This is a genomic window from Rhodococcus sp. 4CII, assembly GCF_014256275.1.
GTDB classification, from domain to species: domain Bacteria; phylum Actinomycetota; class Actinomycetes; order Mycobacteriales; family Mycobacteriaceae; genus Rhodococcus_F; species Rhodococcus_F wratislaviensis_A.
On the sequence record NZ_JACCFE010000005.1, the window covers coordinates 84,398 to 108,259 of the forward strand.

Here is a 23,862-nt window from a genome sequence, read left to right on the forward strand (position 1 = left end):
CGCGTCTTCACAGCACAAAATTGTTGCTCTTCAGAAAGGTAGCCCCGATGCCCGGCACCGAGGTACACAGCAACCCGTCCCCACCGACCGCACGCGAACGACGCAAAGTCCTCGGCGCGAGTTTCATCGGAACCGCGATCGAGTGGTACGACTTCTTTATCTATGGCGCCGCCGCGTCGATGATTTTCGGGCCGCAGTTCTTCCCGAGCGAGGATCCGATGACCGGGACGTTGGCCGCGTTTGCGACCTTCGCAGTCGGCTTCATAGCCAGGCCGCTCGGCGGGATTGTGATGGGGCACTACGGCGATCGGGTCGGCCGCAAGAAGATGCTGCTGATTTCGATGCTGCTGATGGGCGGCGCCACTGTGGCCATCGGGTTGCTCCCGAACTACGCCGCGATCGGCGTATTCGCGCCGATCCTGCTGGTCACTCTCCGCTTCATGCAAGGCCTCGGCGTAGGCGGCGAATGGGGCGGGGCAGTCTTGATGGCTGTCGAATACGCTCCTGCCCACCGACGCACGTTGTATGGCGCGTTCCCGCAGATGGGTCTGCCGGCCGGCGTCATCACATCCAATATTGTGTTCATCATCGTGACCTCGATATTCGCGCCGGAGGTATTCAGCGACTGGGGTTGGCGGGTGCCGTTCCTGCTCAGCGGTGCGTTGATTCTGGTCGCCCTGTATCTGCGCGTACAGGTGGAGGAAACACCGTCCTTCCGCAATGCCCGGGCACATGGCGATGTGGAGTCCAGTCCGCTGACGACAGTCCTGCGGGAGCACGGCGGGACCGTAGCTTTGGCTGGGGCGATTTCGATCGCATGTCCCGCATTCGGCTACATCTACTCGGTCTACCTCTTGTCATACGGAACCAAGGAACTCGGAATCGCGCAGTCGACGCTTCTCGAGCTGATCGTGGCCGGCGCGGTGGTGCAGCTGATCTCGATATACATCGCCGCGGTCCTCGCGGACCGGTACGGGCAACGCCCGATCTTCCTCGCTGGAGCCGCGGTCGTGGCGGTGTGGGCATTCCCCTTCTTTATGCTGGTCAACACCGCGAGTCCGCTCCTGATCTTCGTAGCCTTCGTCGTAATGCTCTTGGGCACATCGTTGATGGCTGGCCCTCAGGCGGCGATGATCGCGGCCTTGTTCCCGGCGAACATCCGCTACAGCGGCACGTCGATCGCCTATCAGATCGGGTCGATCCTCGGTGGTGGCTTCGCTCCGTTGATCGCGACCAGCTTGTATGCTCGGTTCGGCTCGACCACGCCGACCTCGATCTACCTGATGATCCTCGGTTTGATCAGCCTGATCGCGATTGCGACGTTACGTGTGCCACGTACTCAGTCCGTCGAGCCGACGACCGCAGGCGACCGCCAGGCAGATCCGGTCACCTGATCGAGCAGAATCGGTACCCCGCCGCCGTTGGCGGCGGGGCACAGACTGTCAGCGATGGTTGAGTCCCTGCACAAACTTGACCGGCACTGTCCGACTATCTTCGAAAGTACCGCTGCATCCCACCGGATCGCTCCGCTGCGTGCCGCGGTGTATGCGACGGTCGCAATTCCGCCGCGGCCGCCAGTCGGGTGCCCCGACGCAAACGGCTCCTCAAGGAAATTCATCGTGTTGAGCCTTTTTCTGCACGCCATCGCGGCGTTCCTCTACCTGTTCGTCCGGTCCGCCTGGCGACGGCCAACTACCGGATCGTTCGACGACTGTCCGACCCGCATCGCGGCGTGTGAGGAATTGCCGGTCACCGAGACCATGGGGCCGCCGATATGGGGCGGGTGAGCACCCGGACCCCGGTGACCCGGATCCGTGGTGCACACCGCAGCACACGACCGGACACGGTGGTGGTCGAGGAACCCCTCGAGATCCGGGTCAGTGGCGTGCCCTTAGCGGTGACGATGCGGACCCCGGGATCGGATGTGGAACTGGCCCAGGGGTTCCTGCTCACCGAAGGCATCATCGCCGACCGCGTGGACATCGCGTCGATCCGGTACTGCAACAGCGTCGACGGAAACGGTGTCAACACCTACAACGTCCTCGACGTAGACCTCGCACCGGGGGTGTCGCTGCCCGAGACCGGAATCGAGCGCAACTTCTACACCACCTCCTCGTGTGGAGTGTGTGGCAAGGCGTCGCTTGATGCGATCCGGCAGCGCACCCGGCACTCCCCGGCGGCGGACCGAATCCGAGTCGAGGCGGCCACCATCTCGTCGCTACCGGACAAATTGCGGACGGCACAGAAGGTCTTCGACATCACCGGCGGACTGCATGCAGCCGGGCTGTTCACCGCGGACGGGCAACTCATTGCGGTCCGTGAGGACGTCGGCCGGCACAACGCCATCGACAAACTGATCGGGCGGGCGATCGAACATGGCCAGGTACCGCTGCGCGGCACAGTACTTCTCGTCAGTGGTCGTGCGTCATTCGAACTCGCACAGAAGACGGTGATGGCCGGGATTCCCGTTCTCGCCGCAGTCTCGGCGCCGTCGTCACTTGCGATCGATCTCGCCCACGAGGCCGGACTCACGCTCATCGGCTTCCTTCGCGGGCCCACAATGAACCTCTATACCCATCAGGAACGAGTGTGTTGACAGAGGCTGTTCGCTGCGGAAGAGAGAAAAACGCGCAGCGCCTATCGTCCTGAGGCGGAGCCAGCGGCGCACCAGCAGGGGCTAGGGACGCGAGTTTCCTACGATCTACGAGGACTGGAGATGTTCAGTGGAGAAGCCCGCCGCCGTCGTATACCAGCGACTGCCCGGTGATCAGGGCGCCGTCCGGGGATGCCAGGAAGGCCACCATGCCGGCGAACCACTCGGGGGTGACGAATTCCTGAATTGCCTGTTGAGACATCGTCCGGGCGAAGACATCGTCGCCGGAATGGGCGCAGGTCCCCGGTGTGGCGACTTGGGCGGGCATGACGGCGTTGACGGCGATCCGATGCTCACCTAATTCCCGGGCCATCACACGTGTCATGCCGATCAGGGCGCCCTTGCTGGCAACGTATCCGATCTGTCCCGGAGCACCGGTGAAGAAGGTTCGGGATGCAATGTTGATGACCCGGCCGCGGTGGGGGCTGTCGCGCAGGTAAGGAAAGCAGGCCTGCACCATGCGTAGGGCACCGACCGCATTGACATCGTAGAAGCGGTGCAGTTCCTCGGGCGAGGCATCGAGCAGGCTGCCACGGCCGGAGAGTAGTCCGGCGTTGTTGACCAAGATATCGATGGTCCCGAGGCGCGCGGCGACAGCTTCGACGGTCGCGGTGACGGCGGCGGTGTCCGTGACGTCGCACGTCCAGGGAAGGACTGATTCCGAGGCGTCAGAGCCCGCCTCGATGTCGATCGCGGCGACGGCTGCCCCATCGGCGGCAAGCCGGTTGGCGATTGCCCGGCCCAGGCCGCGGGCCGCACCGGTCACGATGGCGGTTCGGCCGGTAAGGGTGCGCGAAGGGTGCATCACGGCTCCTGCAGGCTCGTCGGCCGCATCAAAGTTCGGCTCGGTGTGCGGGTTGCTCAAACAGAGGGGGTTGGGGCCGCCGCATCCGGTCGGGCCGCCGCTTGCGCGGCGGCCCGACCGGAGATTGGTGTCAGGCCTTGACCGCGGTGCGCCAGCCAGCCTGGTAGGAGTCGCGGGCCATGACCGAGTACGGTGCCGGGCTCACGATTGCACGCACGGCGAGCTGCTCGTGCTGCTGCACGGTGGTCTTGCGGCTTCCACCGTCGGGCTCGCCCCAGATGACCTTGACCTCGGCACCGAGCGGAACGTCGGGGTTGATCGTCGCCAAGGACAGCGCGGCGCGCTCGTTGGCGCTGTACCCGGTGAACAGGGACAGACCGATGTTGTTTCCGTCGGCGTCGACGATCGCGTCGTAGTTCGAGGACCCGTAGTTGGCGTTGGGCAGGTCGAAGAACTGGTATCCGGGCCCCTTCGGGTCGACCGGTGACGCCAGCAGCTTCGCAACGTCCTCGGGGTTCCAAGCGAGGGTCACCTTCCGGCGCTGGCTCTCCTGGTCGATGGCCTCGAGTGCGTCACGTCCGATGAAGTCGTGATCGAACTTGACAAACGATCCATAGCCGAGCTCCCACGGGTTGAGGTAGTAGTCGCTGATGTCGTTGGAGACGAAACTGCCCGCCAACGCGTTCGTCGCCTCGTAGCTGTCGGCGCCGAGCCATTCGCGGTATTCCCGCATCCCGTTGCTGGTGTAGATCGCGGGCAGCGGGGACGGGATCCACCCGGATTCGAGGGTGTTGCACGAATATGCCCGTGCTCCGGCCGGCTCCAGACCGAACTCGCGGCCTGCTTCGAGGATGGCGTCCCGGATCTTGTCGTAGGACTTGTAGGGACCCCAGATCTCCAGTCCGGGCGCACCGGCCATGCCGTGACGCAGCGTGCGGACCTGCTCGCCGGCAATGTTCATGTAGCCCATGCGGAAGAACTTCACCTGTTCGACGGTGCCACCGTGGACCTTCTCGATGACATCCCAGGCGCGGGGACCCTGGATCTGGAAGCGCCACAGGTCACGGGTGACCTCCTTGCCGTACGGACGCGACGGCGACCGCGGATCCAGGCGCAACTCGACGTTGTAGCCACGATTGGCCTGGAAGGTCAGCCAGTTCGCGACAGGGGCACGGCCGACGAAGGTGAACTCTTCCTCAGCCTCCCGGAAGAGGATGCCGTCGCCGATGACGCCGCCCTCGGGGGAGACCGGGACGAACTGCTTGGCGGTGTTGACCTCGAACTTCGCCACGCTGTTGATGCCGGTGTCGGAGATCAACTTCAGTGCGTCCGGACCCGAGATGAACAGGTTTACCATGTGGTGGCTCTGATCGAACAGCACCGCGGTCTCACTCCAGGCCTTCACCTCGCGGCGGAAGTTCGTGAACTCGGACGGGACGACCGGGTAGATGTAGGTGCCGAGCTGGGAGTTGCGCAGCAGCTCTACGGTGTTTCCGGCCTGATCGAGGACGTCCTGAAGGTTTTTCGGGCTCATGATTTTCCGTTTCGTTGATGGGAGAACAGGTAGTTGTTGGGAGTCAGAGAAGGTGCTGTTCGGCACTGATGTACTCGACGCCGAGCTCGGCGAGTTTGGCGCGCAGACCGTAACGGTCCAGCCCGAGTTCGCCGTCACGGAAGGCGGTGCGGGTTGCTTCTTCCTTATCGGTTCGGGCCTGGGCGGCCTCGATTGCCCGGTCGACGTCGCCGCGGGGGACGACCATCACGCCGTCGTCGTCGGCGAGAACGGCATCACCGGGCCGGATCGTCTGTCCGCCGATGATGATCGGGATATTCACCGCGCCGGCGGTAGCCTTCACGGTTCCCTGTGCGCTGACAGCGGTGGACCATACCGGGAACCCCATTGCATTGAGCTCGGCGACATCGCGCACACCGGCCTCGGTGACGAGTCCACGTACTCCGCGGGTCTGCAGCGCGGTCGCGAACAAATCGCCGAACATGCCGTCCGAGCTCGGTGAGGTAGTGGTGACGACCAACAGATCACCGGGCTGGCACTGTTCGATTGCGGCGTGGATCATCAGGTTGTCACCGGGCCAGCTCAGGACGGTGACCGCCGTGCCACCGACACGCGAGCCCAGGTGGACCGGCCGCAGCTTCGGTCCCAGGAACCCGGTTCGACCCAGTGCCTCGTGAACTGTGGCGACACCGTATTCGGCGAGCTTGTCGACCTTCTCGATGCATGCGCGAGGCGTGTCCGTGACAATGACATTCTTCATGAGAGTTCCCCGGTGACCTGGGGGTACAGCCGCATGTACGCCTCGCCCATGGTGTTGTGGGGCAGACCCAGGTTCGGGCCGGCGTTCCGTTTGACCTGCACCCCACGCCGTTTGGCGAGATCGGTGTAGTAGTCCCACATGTGCTGTTGTGCCGCCAGGCATTCCATGGCCTTGCGCTTGACGTCGAAGACATCAGTAATGTCCAGCAGCACATTGGGTTTGAAGTCACACTGCTCGGGCTGGTGAGGCTCGAAGAAGAATACCGGGGGAGCGCCGAGCGGATCTCCGGGTGCGTCGTAGCCGACGGCTTGGGCGAGGACTCGAGCATCCAATGCCATCCGGGCGGCCGCGGGATGGTCTCCGTTGTAGGGGTCGGTCAATGGGTGCGTCAACACCACCGCTGGGTCGAACTCGCGGTAGACCCGGACGATGCGGTCCACCAGTTCGTCGGACTCGCGCAGCGGGTAGTCGCCGGCATCGAGGAACTCGATCTCGGCGCCGAGGACAGCGGCGGCACTTTCGGCCTCTCCGCGCCGCAGCGCCTTGATCTCGTCGAGTGTCTTGCCCTCTCGCCACGCCCGTGCAGATTCGCCGCGCTCACCGAAGCTCAGGCACAGCACTTTGGCCCGCTGACCCCGGCTGGTCGCGAGAGCGATCGCGCCGGCGGCGCGCCAGACGAAGTCACCTGCGTGTGCGCTGACCACCAGTAAGGAACTCATCCCGGCATCTCTCCTTGGATTGTCGTTGACTCTCACAATGGACAGTAGGAGTGATGGGGGGTGCATCGTCAGGTCCCGGAGTCCGGTCTGTACTAAGTCATTTGACTCGTACGTGATCAGCCGAATAGCGCGACGAGAGCCGACATCGGACCGTTTCCCCAGCTCGTCCGGGGTCATAGCGTCAAGTGAATGAAAACTGAGGAAGACCGGCGTGAAGCGGCGACCTCGCTCGGCGTGGAACGCTATCTCATGGCGGGACTATCATCGACGTCCGCCCGATCTCCCGCCACAGCGACGGGGCAGCGACGCGCAGCAGCGCTGCTCGCTCTGATGGGATCCCCACAGAATGACCTGCGTGTCGTGCACGTCGCGGGCACCGCGGGGAAGGGTTCGGTGTCGACCTTCATCGCATCGATTCTCCGTGCACAGGGTTTCCGGGTCGGCACCTACCTGTCACCACACGTGCACTCGGTTCTCGAGAGATTCCAAATCGACGGCCGGCCGGCACCGGAAGAGCACGTCGCTGCCGCTCTGCGCGTCGTGCGCGATGGTGAGCGCCGACTCGACACGACCGAGTTGGGACCCGTCACGATGTTCGAGGCCGCGACAGCGACCGCGTTTCAGCTGTTCCGCGACCACGACGTCGACTACACGGTCATCGAAACTGGTATCGGTGGACTGCACGACGCCACGAACACCGTCTCGCGGAGCGACAAACTCGCCGTGCTGACGACGATCGGTCTCGACCACACCGAGGTTCTCGGACCGACGGTAGCCGACATCGCGCGGCAGAAGGCGGGCATCTTCCCCGCCGGCGGTGCGGCCATCGCACTGCGCGGGGGACCGCGCATCGACAAGGCCATCCGAGCCGAGGGACGACGGCGCCAATGCACCGTCGACCACCTCACACCAGCACACGCGGCGGACCTCCTGCCCGCGGGCGTCGTCCTCGGTCTGCCCGGCCGCCACCAACGGGTCAACGCCGGACTAGCACTGCGCGCGGTACGGCACCTGGCGGATCGGGACGGGTGGTCGCTCCGTCTCGGCCGTACCACTGCCGGTCTCGCCAGCGCCCAGTTGCCCGGCCGATTCGAACGACGCCGATGGCACGGTCGCCCTGTCGTCCTCGACGGCGCCCACAACGAGATCAAACTCGCGACCCTTGCCTGCGCGGTCCGCGACGAGTGGCCCGACCGCGCACCGATCTGGGTGCTGACCTTCAAACCGGACAAGAACGTCGACGACGCCATGAAGGCAATCGCCCCATCCGCGGCGAGGGTATTCGCGACCCAATTCGATAGTGACGGAACGAATCAGGGGCGAGGACACGCCCTCGCCGCCAGCGAAGTCGCCGCGGCGGCCCAGCGGGCCGGGATCGATGCAGTGGAGACGTATCCCAGCATCGGCGACGCACTCCAAGCGGCGGTCGAGCTCTCCGACCCCGATGCTCCGCTGGTCGTCACAGGATCATTCTTCGCCGTCGCCGACGCAGGAAAGGTGATGCCGAAATGAGGGTGCCAACCGCCTGGGCGAGATTCGACGACTTGCGCGCCGGTACCGCCTGCCGGTTCCCGGAGGTCGCCTACGACCTCGTCGCGACCCGGCCCGAACATGTCGCGGATGTGTTGGCGGAGGTCGACGAGGCCAGCCGCAGAGGGTGGTGGGCATTCGGGTTCGTCAGCTACGAGGCGGCCGCAGGTCTCGACCCCTCCCTAGCCGTGCACGACACCGTCGACGGCCTACCCCTGGCATGGTTCGGGATCGCGCGAGAACCCGAACGAGTCCCACTCGTGCGGCCGACGGTAAACCCCAACTACCAGGTAGGGGAGTGGCGCTACGAATGGGGAGCGGATGAGCATCGCGACAAGGTCGAAGCGGTGCGCCGGCACATCGCGGCAGGAGAGACCTACCAGACCAATCTCACCACCCGCCTGACCGCGGACGTTGCCGGAGACCTACCCCAGCTGTACGCGGACATGGCATGCGCCCAAGGCGGCGCGTACAACGCCTACCTCGATACCGGCCAGTTCGCGATCGCCAGCGCGAGCCCCGAATTGTTCTTCGAGATCACCGACGACCAACTTCTCATGCGCCCGATGAAAGGCACTGCCCGACGCGGACATTCGGTGGCAGAGGACCGGGAGATCGTCGCACGCCTGCAAGCGAGTGAGAAAGAGCGCGCCGAAAACATCATGATCGTCGACCTCGTCCGCAACGACGTCGCGCAACTCGCGGTCACCGGAGGTGTGTCCGTTACCGCGCTGTGCCGCGCCGAGCAGTACGAGACGGTCCACCAGCTCACCTCCGATGTCACCGCCCGACTGCGTCCCGACCTCGGTCTCGTCGAGATCTTCCGCGCACTGTTCCCCTGCGGCTCGGTCACAGGCGCCCCCAAGCACCGCACGATGGAGATCATCCGCGACCTCGAACCGACACCGAGAGGTGTCTACTGCGGCGCCGTCGGAGTCATCGCCCCAGCGGGCGTACCGGTCCGAGCGCGCTTCAACGTCGCCATCCGCACCCTCGTCGTCGATACGGACCGAGGCAGCGCCATCTACGGGACCGGCGGTGGCATCACCTGGGACTCACAACCTGCGGCCGAATATGCCGAGCTGCGTGCGAAAGCAGCCGTGCTCACCGCGCGCCCACAGTCCCCGGCGGGACGGCACGGTGCCCGACCGCGTCCGTCATTTGTCGCAGTCAAGTCTGCCTCGATGCCCGACGAAATGTGATGTGCGCTTCGGCTCTACTGAATACAGGCGGTAATTCCAGAGACCGTCTCTCACACAGCGAGGTCGGGACACGGGTCCGGCCGCAGGAGGTATTCAAGGTCATGGGTGTTGAAAGTCTCGAGTCTGCGATCCAGCGCGTCGGGTCCCCGGTCGAGTTGCTGCGCAACTCGACGTACCGGCCGATGACGTTCCCGGTCGCACCGGAGTTCACGAACTGGCGCTCCGAGCAGCAGTCCTGGCGCTCGTCGTGCGCACTGCTGGATCAGTCGCACCACATGACCGACCTCTACATCAGCGGAACCGATGCGCTGCGACTGCTGAGCGACTTCGGCGTCAACACCTTCAAGAACTTCACCGCAGGTAAGGCCAAGCAGTACGTGGCGGTCAACCAGGACGGACACTTCATCGGAGACGCCATCCTCTTCGCCCTCGAAGACGACCTGTTCGACGTCGTCGGCCACAAGACGGTCATCAATTGGCTTCAGTACAACGCCGAGAAGGGTGACTACGACGTCACCCTCGAACGTGACGAGAACTCCTACGACCGGCCCTCCGGTCCGCCGAAGCTCTACCGATACGAACTGCAGGGCCCGACCGCGAAGTCGCTCGTGGAAAAGCTGACCGGGGAGCCGCTTCCCGACATCAAGTTCTTCAACATGACCGAATTCACCATCGCCGGACACCGTGTGCGCGCATTGCGCCACGGGATGGCAGGACAGCCCGGCTTCGAGCTGTTCGGTCCGTGGGCCGAGGGCGAGGACGTCCTGGCCGCGATCTTGGAGGTCGGCAAGGAATTCGATCTGGTGCGGGCCGGTGCAAAGGCCTACTCCACGGCCAACCTCGAATCGGGCTGGATCCCGACCGCCGTTCCGGCGATCTTCGGCCCGGAAATGGCTGACTACCGCGAATGGCTCGGCGCCGACGCGCTCGGATCGCTCGGCGGCAGCATGGACTCGGCCGAGATCACCGACTACTACGTCACCCCCTACGACATCGGGTACGGCCGCACCGTCAAGTTCGATCACGACTTCCTCGGCCGGGAGGCGCTCGAGAAGATCGCCGAGAACGCCGAGCGGACGAAGGTGACGCTGGTCTGGAACTCCGAGGACGTCGCCGCCGCGATGCGTTCGTTGTTCGAGGCAGGGACCCCGGCCAAGTACCTCGAACTGCCCAAGTCTCGTTACGCCTTCTTCCAGGTCGACAAGGTCGTTCGCAACGGGGAGCAGGTCGGCATGTCGCTGGACCTGGGCTACATCGTGAACGAGCAGGAGTTCGTGTCGCTGGCAACGGTGGACAAGGCGCTCGCCGAGCCCGGTACCAAGGTATCCGTGGTCTGGGGTGAGCAGCCGGTGTCCGCCAAGCCGGCCGTCGAGCGCCACCGGCAGGTCGAGATTCGGGCCACGGTTGCTCCGGCACCGTACGTCTACGAGGTCCGCGACAACTACCGCAAATCCTGATCTTCCCCACTCGCACCCCGGGAACGAGGAACCAATGACGAACTTAAGCAACGAAACCGGCGTTCGCCGCAGGAGCAGCAACGCGGCGGACCTCGTACGCAACATGAGCTACGAGGTGATGCCGTTCAAGAACACCGAGCAGGACGTGGTCGATCACGTTCCCACGACGGTCCCCCTCACCGTGACGGTGACCGAGGCCAAGGGAATCGACACCACCTTGAACCTCACCGAGAAGTTGATCGGCCACGGCTACCAAGTTTCTCCGCATCTGCCGGGCCGCCAGTTCGTCGACGACGCGCACGTCGCCGATGTCATCGCCCGTCTCAGCGAGATCGGAGTGAAGTCGGTGTTCGTCATCGGCGGTGACGCACCTGACCCGGCAGGCAAGTTCGTCGATGCGTTCGGACTGCTCCGGGCGATGGAGGAAGTCGGCCACCCTTTCCAGGAAGTGGGCATCGGTGGCTACCCGGAGGGGCACGGCGCGATCGAACAGGAACTCATTGATCTGGCCCTGCAACAGAAGGCACCACTGGCGACACGGGTCTTGACACAGATCTGCTTCGACGCGACCACCACCAGCAAGTGGGCCGCAGGCGTCGCCGCCTCCGGGGTGGACCGGCCCATCTACGTCGGCATGCCGGGACCGGTCAGCCGCCAGAAACTGATGCGGATCTCGGCCGGCATCGGACTGGGACAGTCGGCACGGTTCCTGCAGAAGCAGCAGAGCATGCTGTGGCGATTCCTTCTGCCCGGCGGCTACAACCCCACCCGCCTGCTCAAGCAACTCGGCAGCGCCGTCCCGAAGACCAGCAACAATATCGCCGGCCTGCACATCTTCACCTTCAACGAACTTCGCAAGACCGAAATCTGGCGGCAGAAACTTCTCACCGCCATCGTGGAAAAGGATGCTCGGTCATGACCGACAACATCTTCGCCGAAGACTACGGGCGTCTGATCGTGCAGGGCGCCGACCAGCCCGGGATCGTCTCCCGCGTGTCCACTGTGCTCGCTGAGCACGGCGCCAACGTCGTCGCACTCGACCAGACCACCAGCGATCCATCGGGCGGACAATTTTTCCAGCGCACGGTGTTCCACCTGCCGGAGCTGTCCGTCAAGCGTGAGGCACTCGCCGACGCCCTCGACCAGAACCTGGTCGACGACCTGGGTCTGTCCTACCGGCTGGTGGAAGCCAAGCGGCAGAAGCGAGTCGCGATCCTCGTCTCCAAGTCCGATCACTGCATGCTCGACTTGCTCTGGCGCCAGCGCCGCGGCGAGCTGCGCATGACAGTCCCGATGGTCATCTCCAATCACCCCGATCTCGGAGATGACGTGCGTCAGTTCGGTATTCCCTTCTTTCACGTGCCGGTGGAGAAGAACAACAAGGCTGCCGCAGAGAAGGAACACCTCAATCTGCTCAAGGGCAACGTCGACATGGTCGTCCTCGCCCGGTACATGCAGGTCCTTTCGGGTGACTTCCTCGAAGAGGTCGGCGTACCGGTCATCAACATCCACCACTCGTTCCTGCCCGCGTTCATGGGGGCCGGACCGTATCAGCGGGCGAAGGACCGCGGTGTGAAGCTGATCGGCGCGACCGCGCACTATGTCACCGAGGACCTGGACGAAGGTCCCATCATCGAGCAGGACGTCATCCGGGTCTCGCACCGCGAATCCACCCGTGAATTCCAGCGGCGAGGCGCAGACGTCGAGCGCTCAGTGCTGTCGAGGGCGGTGTCCTGGCATTGCGATGACCGGGTCATCCGCGACGGCAACACGACTGTTGTGTTCTAGGGAGTGTCAGTGACCGCAAAGATCTTGGACGGACGTCACATATCGTCGACGATCCTCGACCGTGTGCAGAAAGAGGTCGAGGAGTTCGTTTCCGAGCACGGGCGTGTCCCGGTCCTGGCGACCGTGCTCGTCGGTGACGATCCCGCTTCCCACACCTACGTCCGGATGAAGGCAAACCGGTGCGCGAAGGTCGGGATGGAGTCGCGCCGCATCGAACTCGACGCGACGATCACCACCGACGAATTGGTCGAGCAGATCCGCAAGTTGTCCGCTGACCGGGCCGTCGATGGGATCCTGCTCCAGCATCCGGTGCCGGAGCACATCGACGAGCGCGCAGCGTTCGAGGCCATCGCCCCGTCCAAGGACGTCGACGGCGTCACCCGCACCTCATTCGCCACGATGGCCTTCGACGAGGGTGGATTCGAATCCGCGACTCCGGGCGGGATCATGGCGCTCCTCGACGCCTACGACATCCCGTTGGCCGGTAAGCATGCCGTCGTGGTCGGGCGCAGCCCCATCCTGGGCAAACCGGTAGGCATGCTGCTCCTCGCGCGTGACGCCACGGTTACGTACTGCCATTCACGGACCACTGGGCTGGCCGACCACGTCGCGCAGGCCGACGTCGTGGTCGCAGCCGTCGGCCGGCCGGAATTGATTCGCGGCGAATGGCTCAAACCGGGTGCGGTCGTGGTCGACGCAGGCTACGCCGACGACAAGGGCGACGTCGAATACGACAGCGCAGCGGCACGAGCCTCGTACATCACCCCTGTCCCGGGAGGTGTCGGACCGATGACCATCGCCACGCTGCTGTCGCAAACGATCCGTGCCGCACGCGAACACGAAGCGACCTCGTGAGGAGGCGACATGAGTAAGGCACAGGACAACTACATCCTCGATCTGACCCAGAACCGGCGAGGCTACGCCCTCAACCGCATGTGCGGATCATTCAAGGACGCTGAGAACCGCGACCGTTTCACCGCGGACGAGGCCGCCTACTGCGACGCGTACGGGCTGTCCCCGCAACAGAAGCAGGCAGTGCTCGATCGCGACTGGATCGGCATGTCGGATCTCGGTGCATCCATTTTCTACATCTTCAAGCTGGCGATGATGGACAAGAAGTCGATGCAGTACCTCGGCGGCGTCTTCACCGGGATGACCGCTGACGAGTTCGCGGCGGAACTGAGTGCAGGAGGACGGAGCTTTGGCTGAGGTGATCTGGGGTCTGGCGACCTCCCATGTGCCGTCGATCGGGGCGGCGATGGACAACCACAAGACCGAGGAGCCGTACTGGAAGCCGCTCTTCGATGGATACGCACCGGCTCGTTCGTGGATGGCCGAGCACCGGCCAGACGTCGCGGTCATTATCTACAACGACCACGCGAACTCGATCGATCTCGATCTCATTCCGACCTTCGGTGTCGGCACCGCCGAGTCGTACCCGGTGGCAGACGAGGGATGGGGACATCGGCCGGTGCCCCCGGTGATCGGTGACCCGGAGCTCAGCGAGCACCTCGTCCGGGAACTGATGGACGACTCGTTCGACATCGCCACATTCAATCAGCTCGACGTCGACCACGGACTGACGGTGCCACTGTCGGTGTACTGCCCGGATCCGGGTGAGGCTTGGCCCTGCGCTGTCGTTCCGGTGGTGGTTAACGTGATCCAGTACCCACAACCGACAGCGGCTCGCTGTTACGCGCTCGGGCGGGCCCTGGGACGGGCGATCCGATCGTTCCCGCAAGACCGTAAGGTTGCCGTCTTCGGAACGGGCGGGATGTCGCACCAGCTGGCTGGTGCGCGTGCGGGATTGATCAATGCAGAGTTCGACCGAATGTTCCTCGACGCCATCGAGACCGATCCCGAGAAGCTCGCCGCACTCACCCGGGAGGACTATGTCCGGGAGGCGGGTACCGAGGGGATCGAGCTGATCATGTGGCTGGTCATGCGCGGCGCGCTGAGCAGCAACATCAAACGGATCCACGAGACCTACCATGTCCCGGCATCGAACACCGCGGCCGCGCTGGCCCTGTTCGAAGACCTCGGTGCGACGAGTGCGGTGACCGCATGAGCACGTTCGTTCTCTTGCACGGTGCCTGGCACGGGGGCTGGGTCTGGCAGCGGGTCGCGCCGCTGCTACGCGCAGCCGGCCACGAGGTGCACACACCGACATTGACCGGTGTCAGTGATCGTGCGCACCTGCTGAATCCGTCCGTCGGGCTGAACACCCACATCCAGGACGTGGTGAGTCTGATCGAGGCCTACGATGCGCAGGACGTCGTCCTCGTCGGGCACAGCTACGCCGGGCAGGTGGTCACCGGAGTCGCGGACCGCATCCCGGATCGGCTTGCTCAGCGCATCTACCTCGACGCCTTCGTCGGCTCGGACGGCGACGCTGCAATCGATCTGCAACCGTCCACGATCGCCGGTCACTATCGGGAGTCCGTGCAGAACAACGGGTTCGGATGGTTGATCCCCGTTCGCTCACTGAAGGTGCTGGGCGTGTCGGAGCAATCCGACGTCGATTGGCTCAGCGCCCGGTTGACTCCCCATCCGTGGCTGACCTACACCGAACCGCTGCGGCTGACCGGTGCCGCGGACCGTGTGCCGGCCTCGTTCATCGAGTGCACGGATTGGATGCGGGTGTTCCAGGATCACGCCGAGCGGGCCGCGGCCCACGGATGGCCGGTCCACACCATCGCGACCGGGCACGAAGCCATGGTCACCGAGCCCAAGGAGTTGGCGGATCTTCTGCTGACTGTTTCCGCCTGAGAGTGGTTGGAGGACAACATGGAATTCCTCGTTCGCACCGAGAACTTGATGCCGGCGGACACTCCGGACGAGACCCGTGAGCGCCTTCGTGCGGGGGAACGCGATCGTGCGATGCAATTGCGCGAGGGAGGGATACTCAAGCGGTTGTGGAGGGTACCCGGCCGCAACGCCACCGTCGGATTGTACGAAGCGGGCGACCCGGCCGAACTCCATGACGCTCTGGCGTCGCTGCCGATGTGGAAGTGGATGGACGTGACGGTGGAAGCCCTAGCCACCCATCCGCAGGAACGTAAATAGCTCCGCCCTTTCATCGATTGTCGAGCAACGAGTGTGCCCCCGGGTGTGTCTGCACCGGGGGCGCACTCGTGTGCTGGCCGAGGGTGTCCCGGGTCGGCGCCAACGCTCAACCGCATGCCACGGACCCGCGGAGATGTGCCCTGTGTACCCGTCGAAGGAGGTTGTGGGTCGGGGGATGGTCGATCGTTGCAGTGTGTGCGAAGGTTTCCCGCCGAGCCGCCGCCGAGAGGCGCAGCGTCAGCCTTGTGGGGGTGCCAGGCCTTCGCGTACCGCGACCAGCGCTGCCTGGGTGCGTGAGGTCAGTTGGAGCTTGCGCAGCACGTTGCTGACGTGAGTTCGGGCGGTTCGCTCGCTGATGACGAGTTCACTGGCGATGGCCTTGTTGGACTTGCCGGTGGCGATCAGGCTGAGCACGGTTCGTTCCCGATCGGTGAGTGCACTGATGCCGGTGGGCGGTGCGACGATCTCCTGCGTCAAGCGGCGGGCCACCACCGGATCGAGGAACACATCATTGCGGGCGGCGGCCTGAATCGCCCCTGCGACCTCGTGCGGTCCGGCGCTCTTGAGGAGGAACCCGGACGCCCCGTTCGCCAGGGCGGTGTGCACTCGCTCCATCTCGCCGAAGCTGGTGAGGATGACGACCTTGACCTCGGGGTACGCGCTGGTAATTCGTGATGTCGTGGCGGCGCCGTCCAGGCGGGGCATGAGGAGGTCGAGCAGAACGACGTCGGGTAGTTCCTGGTGGGCTGCCATGGTGTCGAGTTTGTCGAGTGCGTCCTGGCCATCGCTTGCCTCGTCGACAACCTCCATGTCGTCGAGCACGTCGAGGTAGGCGCGGATACCTCGACGAACGACCGCGTGATCGTCGACGATTAAGACCTTGATCTTGCGGGCGGCTGTCCCGGTCACGATGCTTGGCCTTTCGTGTCGGCCGGCGGTGTCCATGTGCCCGTGATTTCCACCGAGGCGCCGGCTCGGGGGAGTCCGGCGGTCAGTGGAACCGACACCTGCACGATGGTCCCGGATCTTTTGCGTGGCTTCACCGTTACTGTTCCACCCCATCGTTCGGCCCTTTCCGTCATTGTCTGCAGTCCGTATCCAGTCGAATGTCCGGGGATGTCCTCGCGCGGTGAGGTCAAGCCTCGGCCGTCGTCGGAGATGCTGGCGCGTAGGCGCTGGTCACGGACACCGATCCGTATCTCCACCTTGCCCGCCTCGGCGTGTTTGACCACGTTGTGGATCGCCTCGGCGACGATCCTGTACACGTCCTCTGCCATCTCACCTTCGATTCCGTCGAGCCCCTGACCCATGAAGAGGCGGAACCGAAGACCGGTCCGATTCGTGGTGCTGTCGACTAGTGCGCGCACTGCCTCTTCCAGCCCGCCCACCTGTGTGGTCGACAGTGGCCGCAGTTCGTGCACCATGGCCTGCAGGTCCGCGAGGACGGTGCGCGAGAGCAGTCCGACCTCGTCGGCGATACGTTGGACAGCGTCCGCAGGGAGCGACGTGCTGCGCTGCGCAAGCACCTCCATCGACTTGGCCTGCATGGAGATGGAAAAAACTTGCTGGACGATGGAATCGTGTAGGTCGCGCGCCAGGCGTTGGCGTTCTTGGCGGCGGACGACGTCGCGTTCGCGATGCATCAGCGCGGCATAATCGATGGCGACCGCCGCCTGCTCTGCCATCGCGGTCAGGAACTCGAGGGTTCGGGTGCTCACGATCTGCCCCGGGGCGAAGAAGGCGTTGAGCACCCCCGCGGCCCGGCCGCGGATTATCAGGGGCACGCTTGCGAACGAGTCCCAGTGCAGTTCGCCGAGGTACTCGCGGAGCGGTTCCCACGCAGGGTCGGTCTGAATGGTCTCCCAGCGGTGCGCGACCACCTTCGGTTCGCTGTCTGTCAGCGCATCGAGCATCAGCAGGGAGGCACCGCGCTCCCGGCATTCGAGGAGACGGTCGAAGAAGTCCGGCCAATGCTGGAATCCGGCTGAGCCCATGATCCGCAGCCCCTGGCCGCTTTCGTCGACGGTCAGGATCTGCACTCCTGCAAGCGCGTCGGTCTGTAGGACCTCGCGTGCGAGTGCGTCGAGGGTCGCCGAGAGCGACCCCTGCGACGCCAGTTTCGCGGCGCTGCGGGCGACGGCGACGATCCGCCGTTGTCGCCGGCGTTCCTCGGTGACGTCCCGAAAGGTCACGACGGCGAGGCGGGGGTCCCCGGGTGCCTGCTGCACCCGGTACGCGAACTCCCGTTGCGGCCCCTCGTCGAGCGCCCACGGGGTGACTTGCTCACTCGGACCGTCGTCGAACAGGCCCACCGGCTCGGGGGCGACCTCGGGGGTGAACAAGAACGGCGACAAGGTGCCGATCAGAGCCGTCTCGGTCCTTCCGAACAGTCGAGCCCCGGCACGATTGATGCGGACGAATCGTCCTGCCGAATCGACGACCGCGAGACCGTCCGGCGCCGCTTCGGGTAGTCCAGCCCAGGCGAAGGGGAGCAGTGTCATCGATCCGTCGCTTTCACGCGCGCCGACCATGGTGGACCTCCTCAGCGTCGGCTGTGACGGCGGGCATCAGACAGCGGTAGGAACGACGTTGCATCCCAAGAATGCATGGCCGGCCAATGGAATGCACCCCCTGATCGAGACATTCTCGGCGTTGGAGGCCGATATACGTCAAAGGACGTAGATGGACCTGGTCGGATCGGCCGCTACCTGCAGGTTTTCTGTCGCGCCCTCCGCCGAACAAGCCCTCATTGGCGCTGGGTTGGCCCTGATCTGGCGCCCACCGGAAGCGAATGCACCCGGGACGGCGGATACACCGTGCTCCCGCCCTCCCCGGTTTGATTGCTCATCGCAGGCAGTCGCCGATTGGGGGGATGTCGGCTGGGCTACGACGACGTGGCACCCCATACCGCCTCGAGCATCGCGATCGTGTCGAGTGTCTGCGGCACATCATGCACCCGGATTACATCGACCCCCGCCGACCATGCCGGTGCGATGAGTGCCAGTGAACCCGGCAGGCGCTCACCTACCTCGCGACCGGTCACCTTTCCGATGAACGACTTCCGGCTGACGCCCAGCAGTACCGGCACACCGAGGGCGCAGATCGCCGGCAACCGGCGCAGAAGTTCCACGTTGTCTTCGAGTGACTTTCCGAAGCCGATGCCGGGGTCGATCCACATTTCTCCAACTCCCTCGGCGCGGGCCGCCGCGGCGATGCCGGTCAGGTGCGTGGAGACCTCTGTGACGACGTCGTCGTAGACCGGATGTCCATCGACCGACACCGGGACGGTGTGCGAGTGCATCCCGACGTATCCGCACCTCAGTCGGCCGGCGACGTTGTGCAGGGTCCCGGAGACGTCGTTGACGATCGACGCGCCCAGCCGGACCGCCTCCTCCGCCACCGCGTCGTGTCGGGTATCGACGGAGACCCGGCCCTTCCTCGCGAGAGCCGATATGATCGGCGCGATGCGTTCGAGTTCGGCGGCCGGCGAGACCGGGACCGCGCCGGGGCGTGTTGATTCACCGCCGATATCCACCGCCCAGGCGCCCGCCTCGAAAATCGCCTCGCCCGCGGCGATCGCCTCCTCGGTTGCGGCATAGCGGCTGCCGGACCAGAAGGAATCCGGGGTGAGGTTGAGGATGCCCATCACCTTCAGGGGCTCGGTGCCGGGCCGGGTCGTGCTCGGCGCGTTGCGGAGGTTGGAATGGTACCGGGGTGGCGAAAAGTCGATTGTCATTTAGGGCTCCCGCCGTTGCCCGGCGTGCAACTCAACAGGCGCTGAGTCAAGACGCACGACAACGGATTTCGATGTTGGAGTGTTGGAAGTGTCGGCGACCGAGTCCAGTGGGATGAGTGGATTCGTCTCTGGGTAGTAGGCTGCTGCACAGCCCGTTGCGGTCGGGTAGGCGACGATGCGGAAGCCGGGCACCCGGCGCTCGTCGATGCGACCGTCCGTCTCCCATTCGCTCACCAGATCGACGGTCTGGCCATCATGCAAGCCGAGCTGTTCTATGTCCGCAGGGCTGACCATGATTACCCGCCTGGCGTTTTCGATACCCCGGTATCGGTCGGAGAGGCCGTAGATTGTGGTGTTGTATTGATCATGGCTTCGCAGCGTCTGCAGCAACAGCCGCCCTTCGGGAATCGTCGGATATACCAGTTCGTTGAGCGTCAGGTTCGCCTTTCCCGTGGTCGTGGTGAACTCGCGCGAATCGCGCGGCGGGTGAGGAAGCACGAAGCCATTTCGGCCGCGAACGCGGTCGTTGTAGTTCTCACAGCCGGGGACGACCCGCGAGATCGCATCGCGGATGGTGTCGTAGTCGGCTTCGAATTTCTCCCAGGGCACTGAATGCTCATCCCCGAACGTGGCCCGTGCCAGGCGCAGACGATTGCCGGCTCCGAAAGGAGTTTCGTGCTCGCCGGGCTCAGTCGGCCTTGTGAGCGGTGCACCACCGACATCGAGTCCTCGACGGTGACGAATTGGGCTCCGCTGGTTTGGATGTCGGTCTCGGTGCGTCCCAGTGTGGGCAGGATCAGCGCGGTCTGCCCGGTCACCACGTGTGAGCGGTTGAGTTTGGTGGACACCTGGGCGGTCAGCCGGCAACTACGTAAGGCGGCCTCGGTGATCTCGCTATCGGGAGTCGCCCGGGCAAAGTTGCCGCCCATTCCGACGAAGACACGGATCTCGCCGCGCGTCATTGCTCGAATGCCGTCGACGGTGTCGTATCCGTGCCGGCGCGGGGACTCGATTCCGAACTCATCGTCCAGAGCGGTCAGAAATGGTTCGGGCATCTTTTCCCAGATGCCCATGGTGCGGTCACCTTGGACGTTCGAGTGTCCGCGCACCGGACATACACCTGCTCCCGGCTTGCCGATCATCCCGCGGACCAGCAGCAAGTTCACAGCCTCACGGATCGTGGGAACCGAATGCTTGTGCTGGGTCAGCCCCATTGCCCAGCACAACACGATGCGATCCGCCCGCGCGAACCGGTCGGCGACGTCGTCGAGCTGGTCGACGGAAAGTCCGGTCGCCCGTTGAAGTTCATCGTCGACGTTCTGGGCTTGCGCCCGGTAGGCGTCGAAGCCGTGGGTGTGGCGGGACAGAAAGTCACGATCGATCACGGTGCCCGGCGCCAGTTCCTCACGCGCGAACAGTCTGGCGGCGATGGCCTTGAAGAACGCGAGGTCGCCACCGAGGCGGATCTGGCAGAACACGTCGGTCAGTGACGTTCCCTTGGCCAGTACGCCGCGCACGCTCTGGGGGTCTTTGAAGCGCATCAGCCCGGCTTCGGGCAGTGGGTTGACGGACACGATGGAGGCACCGTTGTGTTTGGCCTCTTCAAGTGCCGACAGCATCCGGGGGTGATTCGTGCCGGGGTTCTGGCCGACCACCAGGATCAGGTCTGCATGGTGCAGGTCGTCCAAGCTGACCGATCCCTTGCCGATGCCGATCGTTTCCGTCAACGCCGCACCGGAGGACTCGTGGCACATGTTCGAGCAGTCCGGGAGGTTGTTGGTGCCCAGGCGGCGTGCGAACCCCCGCCGCGCTCGTTGTGTCCCTCGTGGCACATGTTCGAGCAGTCCGGGAGGTTGTTGGTGCCCAGGCGGCGTGCGAACAGCTGATAGAGGAACGCGGCCTCGTTGCTGGTGCGGCCGGACGTATAGAACAGGGCCTGGTCGGGAGAGGGCATGTCGTTGAGCTCGCCCGACAGCAGACTGAATGCCGCGTCCCACGAGATCGGCTCATAGTGTGTTGCGCCAGGCCGGAGCACCATGGGATCGGTCAACCGTCCTTGCTGGCCGAGCCAGTAGTCGGTCTTGTCGGCCAGATCTGCTACCGAATGCGTAGTGAAGAAGTCCGGGGTGACCCTACGGGTGGTTGCCTCCTCGGCGACCGCCTTGGCACCGTTCTCACAGAACTCGGCGGGCTTCCGCCTGCCCTGGCTTTCCGGCCACGCACATCCGGGACAGTCGAAGCCGTGCCGCTGATTCAGCAGTGGCAGTGTGACAACCGTCCGGGCTACGCCCATCTGCGTGAACGCCCGCTTGAGGGAAACCCCAACTGCTCTCATTCCTGCCGCGTGGTCGTGGACGTGCCCCACCCGCAGCTCGGACTCATCGATGTCGCTATTCGACGCTTCGCCGCTCATCCTGCGGTTGTCCCTGATTCGCGGATCTGCGACGTCGGAGAATCCGCGACAACGGCACATGAGGTCTCGGCGCCCCGGTCAGGGCCGTGCACACGCACTCGATCTGCGGAAAGCTGACGATTCATGTACTCGCTCCTCATCGATTCATCCACACTGGGTTTCAGCGTAGAAATACACTGTGGCCGAGGACACTGATCTATGACTGAGCTCTATCGGCTATCAACCACATCCGGTGCTCATATAAATGACTTAGGAATTGACGGCAGGCGAAAACAGGCCCCACTGAAGGCGAAATGTTGGTACTCGTGGGCCAGCACTGGTGTCGAGGATCAGACGCACCACCTCTTGCTGAGACGACGTGCGGGTTACCGAGCATCCGATCGGGTCATCATCGAAGAAATTTGGCGACGGTTGCGGACACTGATCTATGACTGAGCTGCCTCGGCGATCGACCACACCCAGTACTCATATAAATGACGTAACCGTCAGGCGCGGGCGAAAATTCGTCCACATGGCGACGTATATTCGACTCTCGGTAGCCATGCAACACAGATGAGGCCGTGCCATCCCGGCTACTCGATAGCAGAAATGCGCGCGTCGCACGTCTCCGCGGAGGCGCTCGACCTAAGGGCCGCCTCGGAAGGGCCCCGGTCAGGCAATAGCGATCTATCCGGCAGCTGGCATGTGGCCGGTCCGGCAATCTTGGAGGACAGATGACCCGAATCGTGATCATTGGTGGCGGGCCTGCCGGATACGAGGCAGCGCTGGTGGCCGCACAGCACGGCGCCTCCGTCTCCTTGATCGATTCGGACGGGGTGGGCGGCGCTTGCGTTCTGTTCGACTGCGTGCCGTCCAAGACCTTCATCGCCTCCACCGGCGTGCGCACCGACATGCGGCGCGCCACCGACCTGGGCATTGCGCTCGATCCCGAGCAGGCCACGGTCGCACTGCCGCAGATCCACGCCCGCGTAAAGAGCCTCGCGCAGGCGCAGTCCTCCGACATCCGCACCCGCCTGCAGACGGTGGGTGTCGAACTGCTGTCGGGCACCGCCGAGATCACCGACCCACGACTGGGCATGGCGTCCCACCAGGTGTGTGCCACCCTCGAGAACGGCGAGAAGAAGACACTCGACGCGGACGTCGTCCTCATCGCCACCGGTGCGAGCCCCCGGGTGATCCCCGGGGCGGAGCCGGACGGCGAGCGCATCCTGACGTGGCGCGACCTCTACGACCTCGACGAGCTGCCCACGCACCTCGTCGTCGTCGGTTCCGGTGTGACCGGCGCCGAGTTCGTGTCCGCCTACACCGAGATGGGCGTCAAGGTCACGCTGGTGTCCAGCCGCGACCGCGTCCTGCCCGGTGAGGACGCCGACGCCGCCCTCGTGCTCGAGGACGTCCTCGCCGAGCGTGGCGTCACCCTGGTCAAGCACGCCAGGGCCGATGCCGTGAAGCGCACCGAGGACGGCATCGTCGTCGTGCTCGCGGACGGCCGGACGGTCGAGGGCAGCCACGCCCTGATGACCGTCGGTTCGGTTCCCAACACCCAGGGTCTCGGACTGGAGAAGGTCGGCATCGAGCTCGACAAGGGCGGATACCTGCGCGTGGACCGTGTGTCGCGGACGCCGGTATCCGGGATCTACGCCGCGGGCGACTGCACCGGACTGCTGCCGCTGGCGTCCGTCGCCGCCATGCAGGGCCGCATCGCGATGTACCACGCGCTCGGTGAGGGCGTGAGCCCCATCAAGCTGAAGACCGTGGCCTCGGCGGTGTTCACCCGCCCCGAGATCGCCACCGTGGGTGTCAGCCAGGCCGCGATCGAGACTGGTCGGGTGGCCGCCCGCACCGTCATGCTGCCGCTCAACACCAACCCGCGCGCCAAGATGTCCGGTCTGCGCCGCGGCTTCGTGAAGATCTTCTGCCGTCCGGCCACCGGTGCGGTGATCGGTGGGGTGGTAGTTGGATCGACCGCGTCGGAGCTGATTCTCCCGATCGCGATCGCGGTGCAGAACAACCTCACCGTCAACGATCTCGCCGCGACGTTCTCGGTGTACCCGTCGCTGACCGGTTCGATCACCGAGGCAGCACGCCGCTTGATCCGCCAAGACGACCTCAGCTGAGTGGAAACAAGTCGCACAGAAGGACGACGGATGTGGGTCGTTCTGGGCCGGTGAGCCTTACGCTCCTAGTCCACAACGAGAACGTTGACATCAGAGGAATGAA

21 protein-coding genes and 1 pseudogene are annotated in these 23,862 nt (G+C 64.6%); 14 read left to right on the forward strand and 8 right to left on the reverse strand.

Features of this window, described 5'->3' with window-relative positions; translation table 11 throughout:
* Positions 1-47: 47 nt before the first annotated feature.
* From H0B43_RS39970 to fdhD, 3 genes are all read left to right on the forward strand, one after another.
* Positions 48-1,394, forward strand: a complete 1,347-nt coding sequence (locus H0B43_RS39970) for an MFS transporter (protein WP_185730539.1) — start codon at positions 48-50, stop codon at positions 1,392-1,394.
* 225 nt (positions 1,395-1,619) lie between these two features.
* The gene (locus H0B43_RS39975; RefSeq protein ID WP_185730540.1) at positions 1,620-1,787 is read left to right on the forward strand and encodes a hypothetical protein; all 168 of its coding nucleotides are present in this window, start codon (positions 1,620-1,622) and stop codon (positions 1,785-1,787) included.
* Positions 1,775-2,596 (forward strand): formate dehydrogenase accessory sulfurtransferase FdhD, encoded by an 822-nt coding sequence (gene fdhD, locus H0B43_RS39980; protein WP_185730541.1) that lies wholly within the window; start codon positions 1,775-1,777, stop codon positions 2,594-2,596. The genes H0B43_RS39975 and fdhD overlap by 13 nt, the downstream gene beginning before the upstream one ends.
* A gap of 124 nt (positions 2,597-2,720) precedes the next feature.
* On the opposite strand, the gene H0B43_RS39985 is transcribed toward fdhD, so the two are convergent.
* The 4 genes from H0B43_RS39985 to H0B43_RS40000 form a co-directional block, all read right to left on the reverse strand.
* Positions 2,721-3,458 carry an SDR family NAD(P)-dependent oxidoreductase gene (locus H0B43_RS39985; RefSeq protein WP_185730542.1) on the reverse strand — a complete coding sequence of 246 codons (738 nt, stop codon included), beginning with the start codon at positions 3,456-3,458 and terminating at the stop codon, positions 2,721-2,723.
* Between the two features lie 130 nt (positions 3,459-3,588).
* Positions 3,589-4,992, reverse strand: a complete 1,404-nt coding sequence (locus H0B43_RS39990; protein ID WP_185730543.1) for an aminomethyl transferase family protein — start codon at positions 4,990-4,992, stop codon at positions 3,589-3,591.
* 43 nt (positions 4,993-5,035) lie between these two features.
* The gene (locus H0B43_RS39995; RefSeq protein WP_185730544.1) at positions 5,036-5,731 is read right to left on the reverse strand and encodes a 4-carboxy-4-hydroxy-2-oxoadipate aldolase/oxaloacetate decarboxylase; all 696 of its coding nucleotides are present in this window, start codon (positions 5,729-5,731) and stop codon (positions 5,036-5,038) included.
* The gene (locus tag H0B43_RS40000; RefSeq protein WP_061696846.1) at positions 5,728-6,450 is read right to left on the reverse strand and encodes a PIG-L deacetylase family protein; all 723 of its coding nucleotides are present in this window, start codon (positions 6,448-6,450) and stop codon (positions 5,728-5,730) included. The genes H0B43_RS39995 and H0B43_RS40000 overlap by 4 nt, the downstream gene beginning before the upstream one ends.
* Positions 6,451-6,639: 189 nt before the next feature.
* Between H0B43_RS40000 and H0B43_RS40005 the strand changes: the two genes are divergently transcribed.
* From H0B43_RS40005 to H0B43_RS40050, 10 genes are all read left to right on the forward strand, one after another.
* A complete protein-coding gene (locus H0B43_RS40005) occupies positions 6,640-7,962 on the forward strand; it encodes a folylpolyglutamate synthase/dihydrofolate synthase family protein (protein ID WP_185730545.1) in 1,323 nt (440 codons plus the stop codon).
* On the forward strand, positions 7,959-9,182 hold the full coding sequence (gene pabB, locus H0B43_RS40010) for an aminodeoxychorismate synthase component I (protein WP_185730546.1): 1,224 nt from the start codon (positions 7,959-7,961) through the stop codon (positions 9,180-9,182). Before H0B43_RS40005 ends, pabB begins: the two co-directional genes overlap by 4 nt.
* A 101-nt stretch (positions 9,183-9,283) precedes the next feature.
* Entirely contained in the window at positions 9,284-10,639 is a 1,356-nt protein-coding gene (locus H0B43_RS40015) for an aminomethyl transferase family protein (RefSeq protein WP_185730547.1), read from the forward strand.
* Positions 10,640-10,673: 34 nt separating this feature from the next.
* The gene (locus H0B43_RS40020) at positions 10,674-11,558 is read left to right on the forward strand and encodes a methylenetetrahydrofolate reductase (RefSeq protein ID WP_185730548.1); all 885 of its coding nucleotides are present in this window, start codon (positions 10,674-10,676) and stop codon (positions 11,556-11,558) included.
* Entirely contained in the window at positions 11,555-12,427 is an 873-nt protein-coding gene (purU, locus tag H0B43_RS40025; RefSeq protein WP_185730549.1) for a formyltetrahydrofolate deformylase, read from the forward strand. The genes H0B43_RS40020 and purU overlap by 4 nt, the downstream gene beginning before the upstream one ends.
* Before the next feature lie 9 nt (positions 12,428-12,436).
* On the forward strand, positions 12,437-13,282 hold the full coding sequence (locus tag H0B43_RS40030) for a tetrahydrofolate dehydrogenase/cyclohydrolase catalytic domain-containing protein (RefSeq protein WP_185730550.1): 846 nt from the start codon (positions 12,437-12,439) through the stop codon (positions 13,280-13,282).
* Positions 13,283-13,291: 9 nt separating this feature from the next.
* The gene (locus H0B43_RS40035; RefSeq protein ID WP_061696852.1) at positions 13,292-13,636 is read left to right on the forward strand and encodes a protocatechuate 3,4-dioxygenase; all 345 of its coding nucleotides are present in this window, start codon (positions 13,292-13,294) and stop codon (positions 13,634-13,636) included.
* 1 nt (position 13,637) lies between these two features.
* The gene (locus H0B43_RS40040; protein ID WP_312034158.1) at positions 13,638-14,495 is read left to right on the forward strand and encodes a class III extradiol dioxygenase subunit beta; all 858 of its coding nucleotides are present in this window, start codon (positions 13,638-13,640) and stop codon (positions 14,493-14,495) included.
* Positions 14,492-15,196, forward strand: a complete 705-nt coding sequence (locus tag H0B43_RS40045; protein WP_185730552.1) for an alpha/beta fold hydrolase — start codon at positions 14,492-14,494, stop codon at positions 15,194-15,196. The genes H0B43_RS40040 and H0B43_RS40045 overlap by 4 nt, the downstream gene beginning before the upstream one ends.
* Positions 15,197-15,214: 18 nt before the next feature.
* Positions 15,215-15,493: a muconolactone Delta-isomerase family protein gene (locus tag H0B43_RS40050; protein ID WP_185730553.1), complete on the forward strand. Its 279-nt coding sequence runs from the start codon at positions 15,215-15,217 to the stop codon at positions 15,491-15,493.
* A 237-nt stretch (positions 15,494-15,730) separates the two neighbouring features.
* On the opposite strand, the gene H0B43_RS40055 is transcribed toward H0B43_RS40050, so the two are convergent.
* The 4 genes and pseudogenes from H0B43_RS40055 to H0B43_RS40070 form a co-directional block, all read right to left on the reverse strand.
* Entirely contained in the window at positions 15,731-16,402 is a 672-nt protein-coding gene (locus H0B43_RS40055; RefSeq protein ID WP_061696856.1) for a response regulator transcription factor, read from the reverse strand.
* Positions 16,399-18,024, reverse strand: coding sequence for an ATP-binding protein (locus H0B43_RS40060; RefSeq protein WP_213016604.1), 1,626 nt, complete (start codon positions 18,022-18,024; stop codon positions 16,399-16,401). Before H0B43_RS40060 ends, H0B43_RS40055 begins: the two co-directional genes overlap by 4 nt.
* A 353-nt stretch (positions 18,025-18,377) precedes the next feature.
* Positions 18,378-19,229, reverse strand: coding sequence for a dihydropteroate synthase (folP, locus tag H0B43_RS40065; protein WP_252190388.1), 852 nt, complete (start codon positions 19,227-19,229; stop codon positions 18,378-18,380).
* Positions 19,230-21,642 (reverse strand): annotated as a pseudogene (locus H0B43_RS40070) (FdhF/YdeP family oxidoreductase).
* Between the two features lie 713 nt (positions 21,643-22,355).
* Between H0B43_RS40070 and H0B43_RS40075 the strand changes: the two are divergent.
* Positions 22,356-23,759, forward strand: a complete 1,404-nt coding sequence (locus H0B43_RS40075; protein WP_185730556.1) for an NAD(P)H-quinone dehydrogenase — start codon at positions 22,356-22,358, stop codon at positions 23,757-23,759.
* Positions 23,760-23,862 lie beyond the last annotated feature (103 nt).

Bases quoted from the DNA above. Each gene is read 5' to 3' on its own strand.
- H0B43_RS40050 (WP_185730553.1), top strand. From the start codon at position 15,215: ATGGAATTCCTCGTTCGCACCGAGAACTTGATGCCGGCGGACACTCCG.
- H0B43_RS40000 (WP_061696846.1), bottom strand. From the start codon at position 6,450: ATGAGTTCCTTACTGGTGGTCAGCGCACACGCAGGTGACTTCGTCTGG.
- H0B43_RS39995 (WP_185730544.1), bottom strand. From the start codon at position 5,731: ATGAAGAATGTCATTGTCACGGACACGCCTCGCGCATGCATCGAGAAG.
- H0B43_RS40020 (WP_185730548.1), top strand. From the start codon at position 10,674: ATGACGAACTTAAGCAACGAAACCGGCGTTCGCCGCAGGAGCAGCAAC.
- H0B43_RS39970 (WP_185730539.1), top strand. From the start codon at position 48: ATGCCCGGCACCGAGGTACACAGCAACCCGTCCCCACCGACCGCACGC.
- H0B43_RS40015 (WP_185730547.1), top strand. From the start codon at position 9,284: ATGGGTGTTGAAAGTCTCGAGTCTGCGATCCAGCGCGTCGGGTCCCCG.
- folP (WP_252190388.1), bottom strand. From the start codon at position 19,229: ATGACAATCGACTTTTCGCCACCCCGGTACCATTCCAACCTCCGCAAC.
- H0B43_RS40060 (WP_213016604.1), bottom strand. From the start codon at position 18,024: ATGGTCGGCGCGCGTGAAAGCGACGGATCGATGACACTGCTCCCCTTC.
- fdhD (WP_185730541.1), top strand. From the start codon at position 1,775: ATGGGGCGGGTGAGCACCCGGACCCCGGTGACCCGGATCCGTGGTGCA.
- purU (WP_185730549.1), top strand. From the start codon at position 11,555: ATGACCGACAACATCTTCGCCGAAGACTACGGGCGTCTGATCGTGCAG.
- H0B43_RS39990 (WP_185730543.1), bottom strand. From the start codon at position 4,992: ATGAGCCCGAAAAACCTTCAGGACGTCCTCGATCAGGCCGGAAACACC.
- H0B43_RS39985 (WP_185730542.1), bottom strand. From the start codon at position 3,458: ATGCACCCTTCGCGCACCCTTACCGGCCGAACCGCCATCGTGACCGGT.
- H0B43_RS40035 (WP_061696852.1), top strand. From the start codon at position 13,292: ATGAGTAAGGCACAGGACAACTACATCCTCGATCTGACCCAGAACCGG.
- H0B43_RS40075 (WP_185730556.1), top strand. From the start codon at position 22,356: ATGACCCGAATCGTGATCATTGGTGGCGGGCCTGCCGGATACGAGGCA.
- pabB (WP_185730546.1), top strand. From the start codon at position 7,959: ATGAGGGTGCCAACCGCCTGGGCGAGATTCGACGACTTGCGCGCCGGT.
- H0B43_RS40005 (WP_185730545.1), top strand. From the start codon at position 6,640: ATGAAAACTGAGGAAGACCGGCGTGAAGCGGCGACCTCGCTCGGCGTG.
- H0B43_RS40045 (WP_185730552.1), top strand. From the start codon at position 14,492: ATGAGCACGTTCGTTCTCTTGCACGGTGCCTGGCACGGGGGCTGGGTC.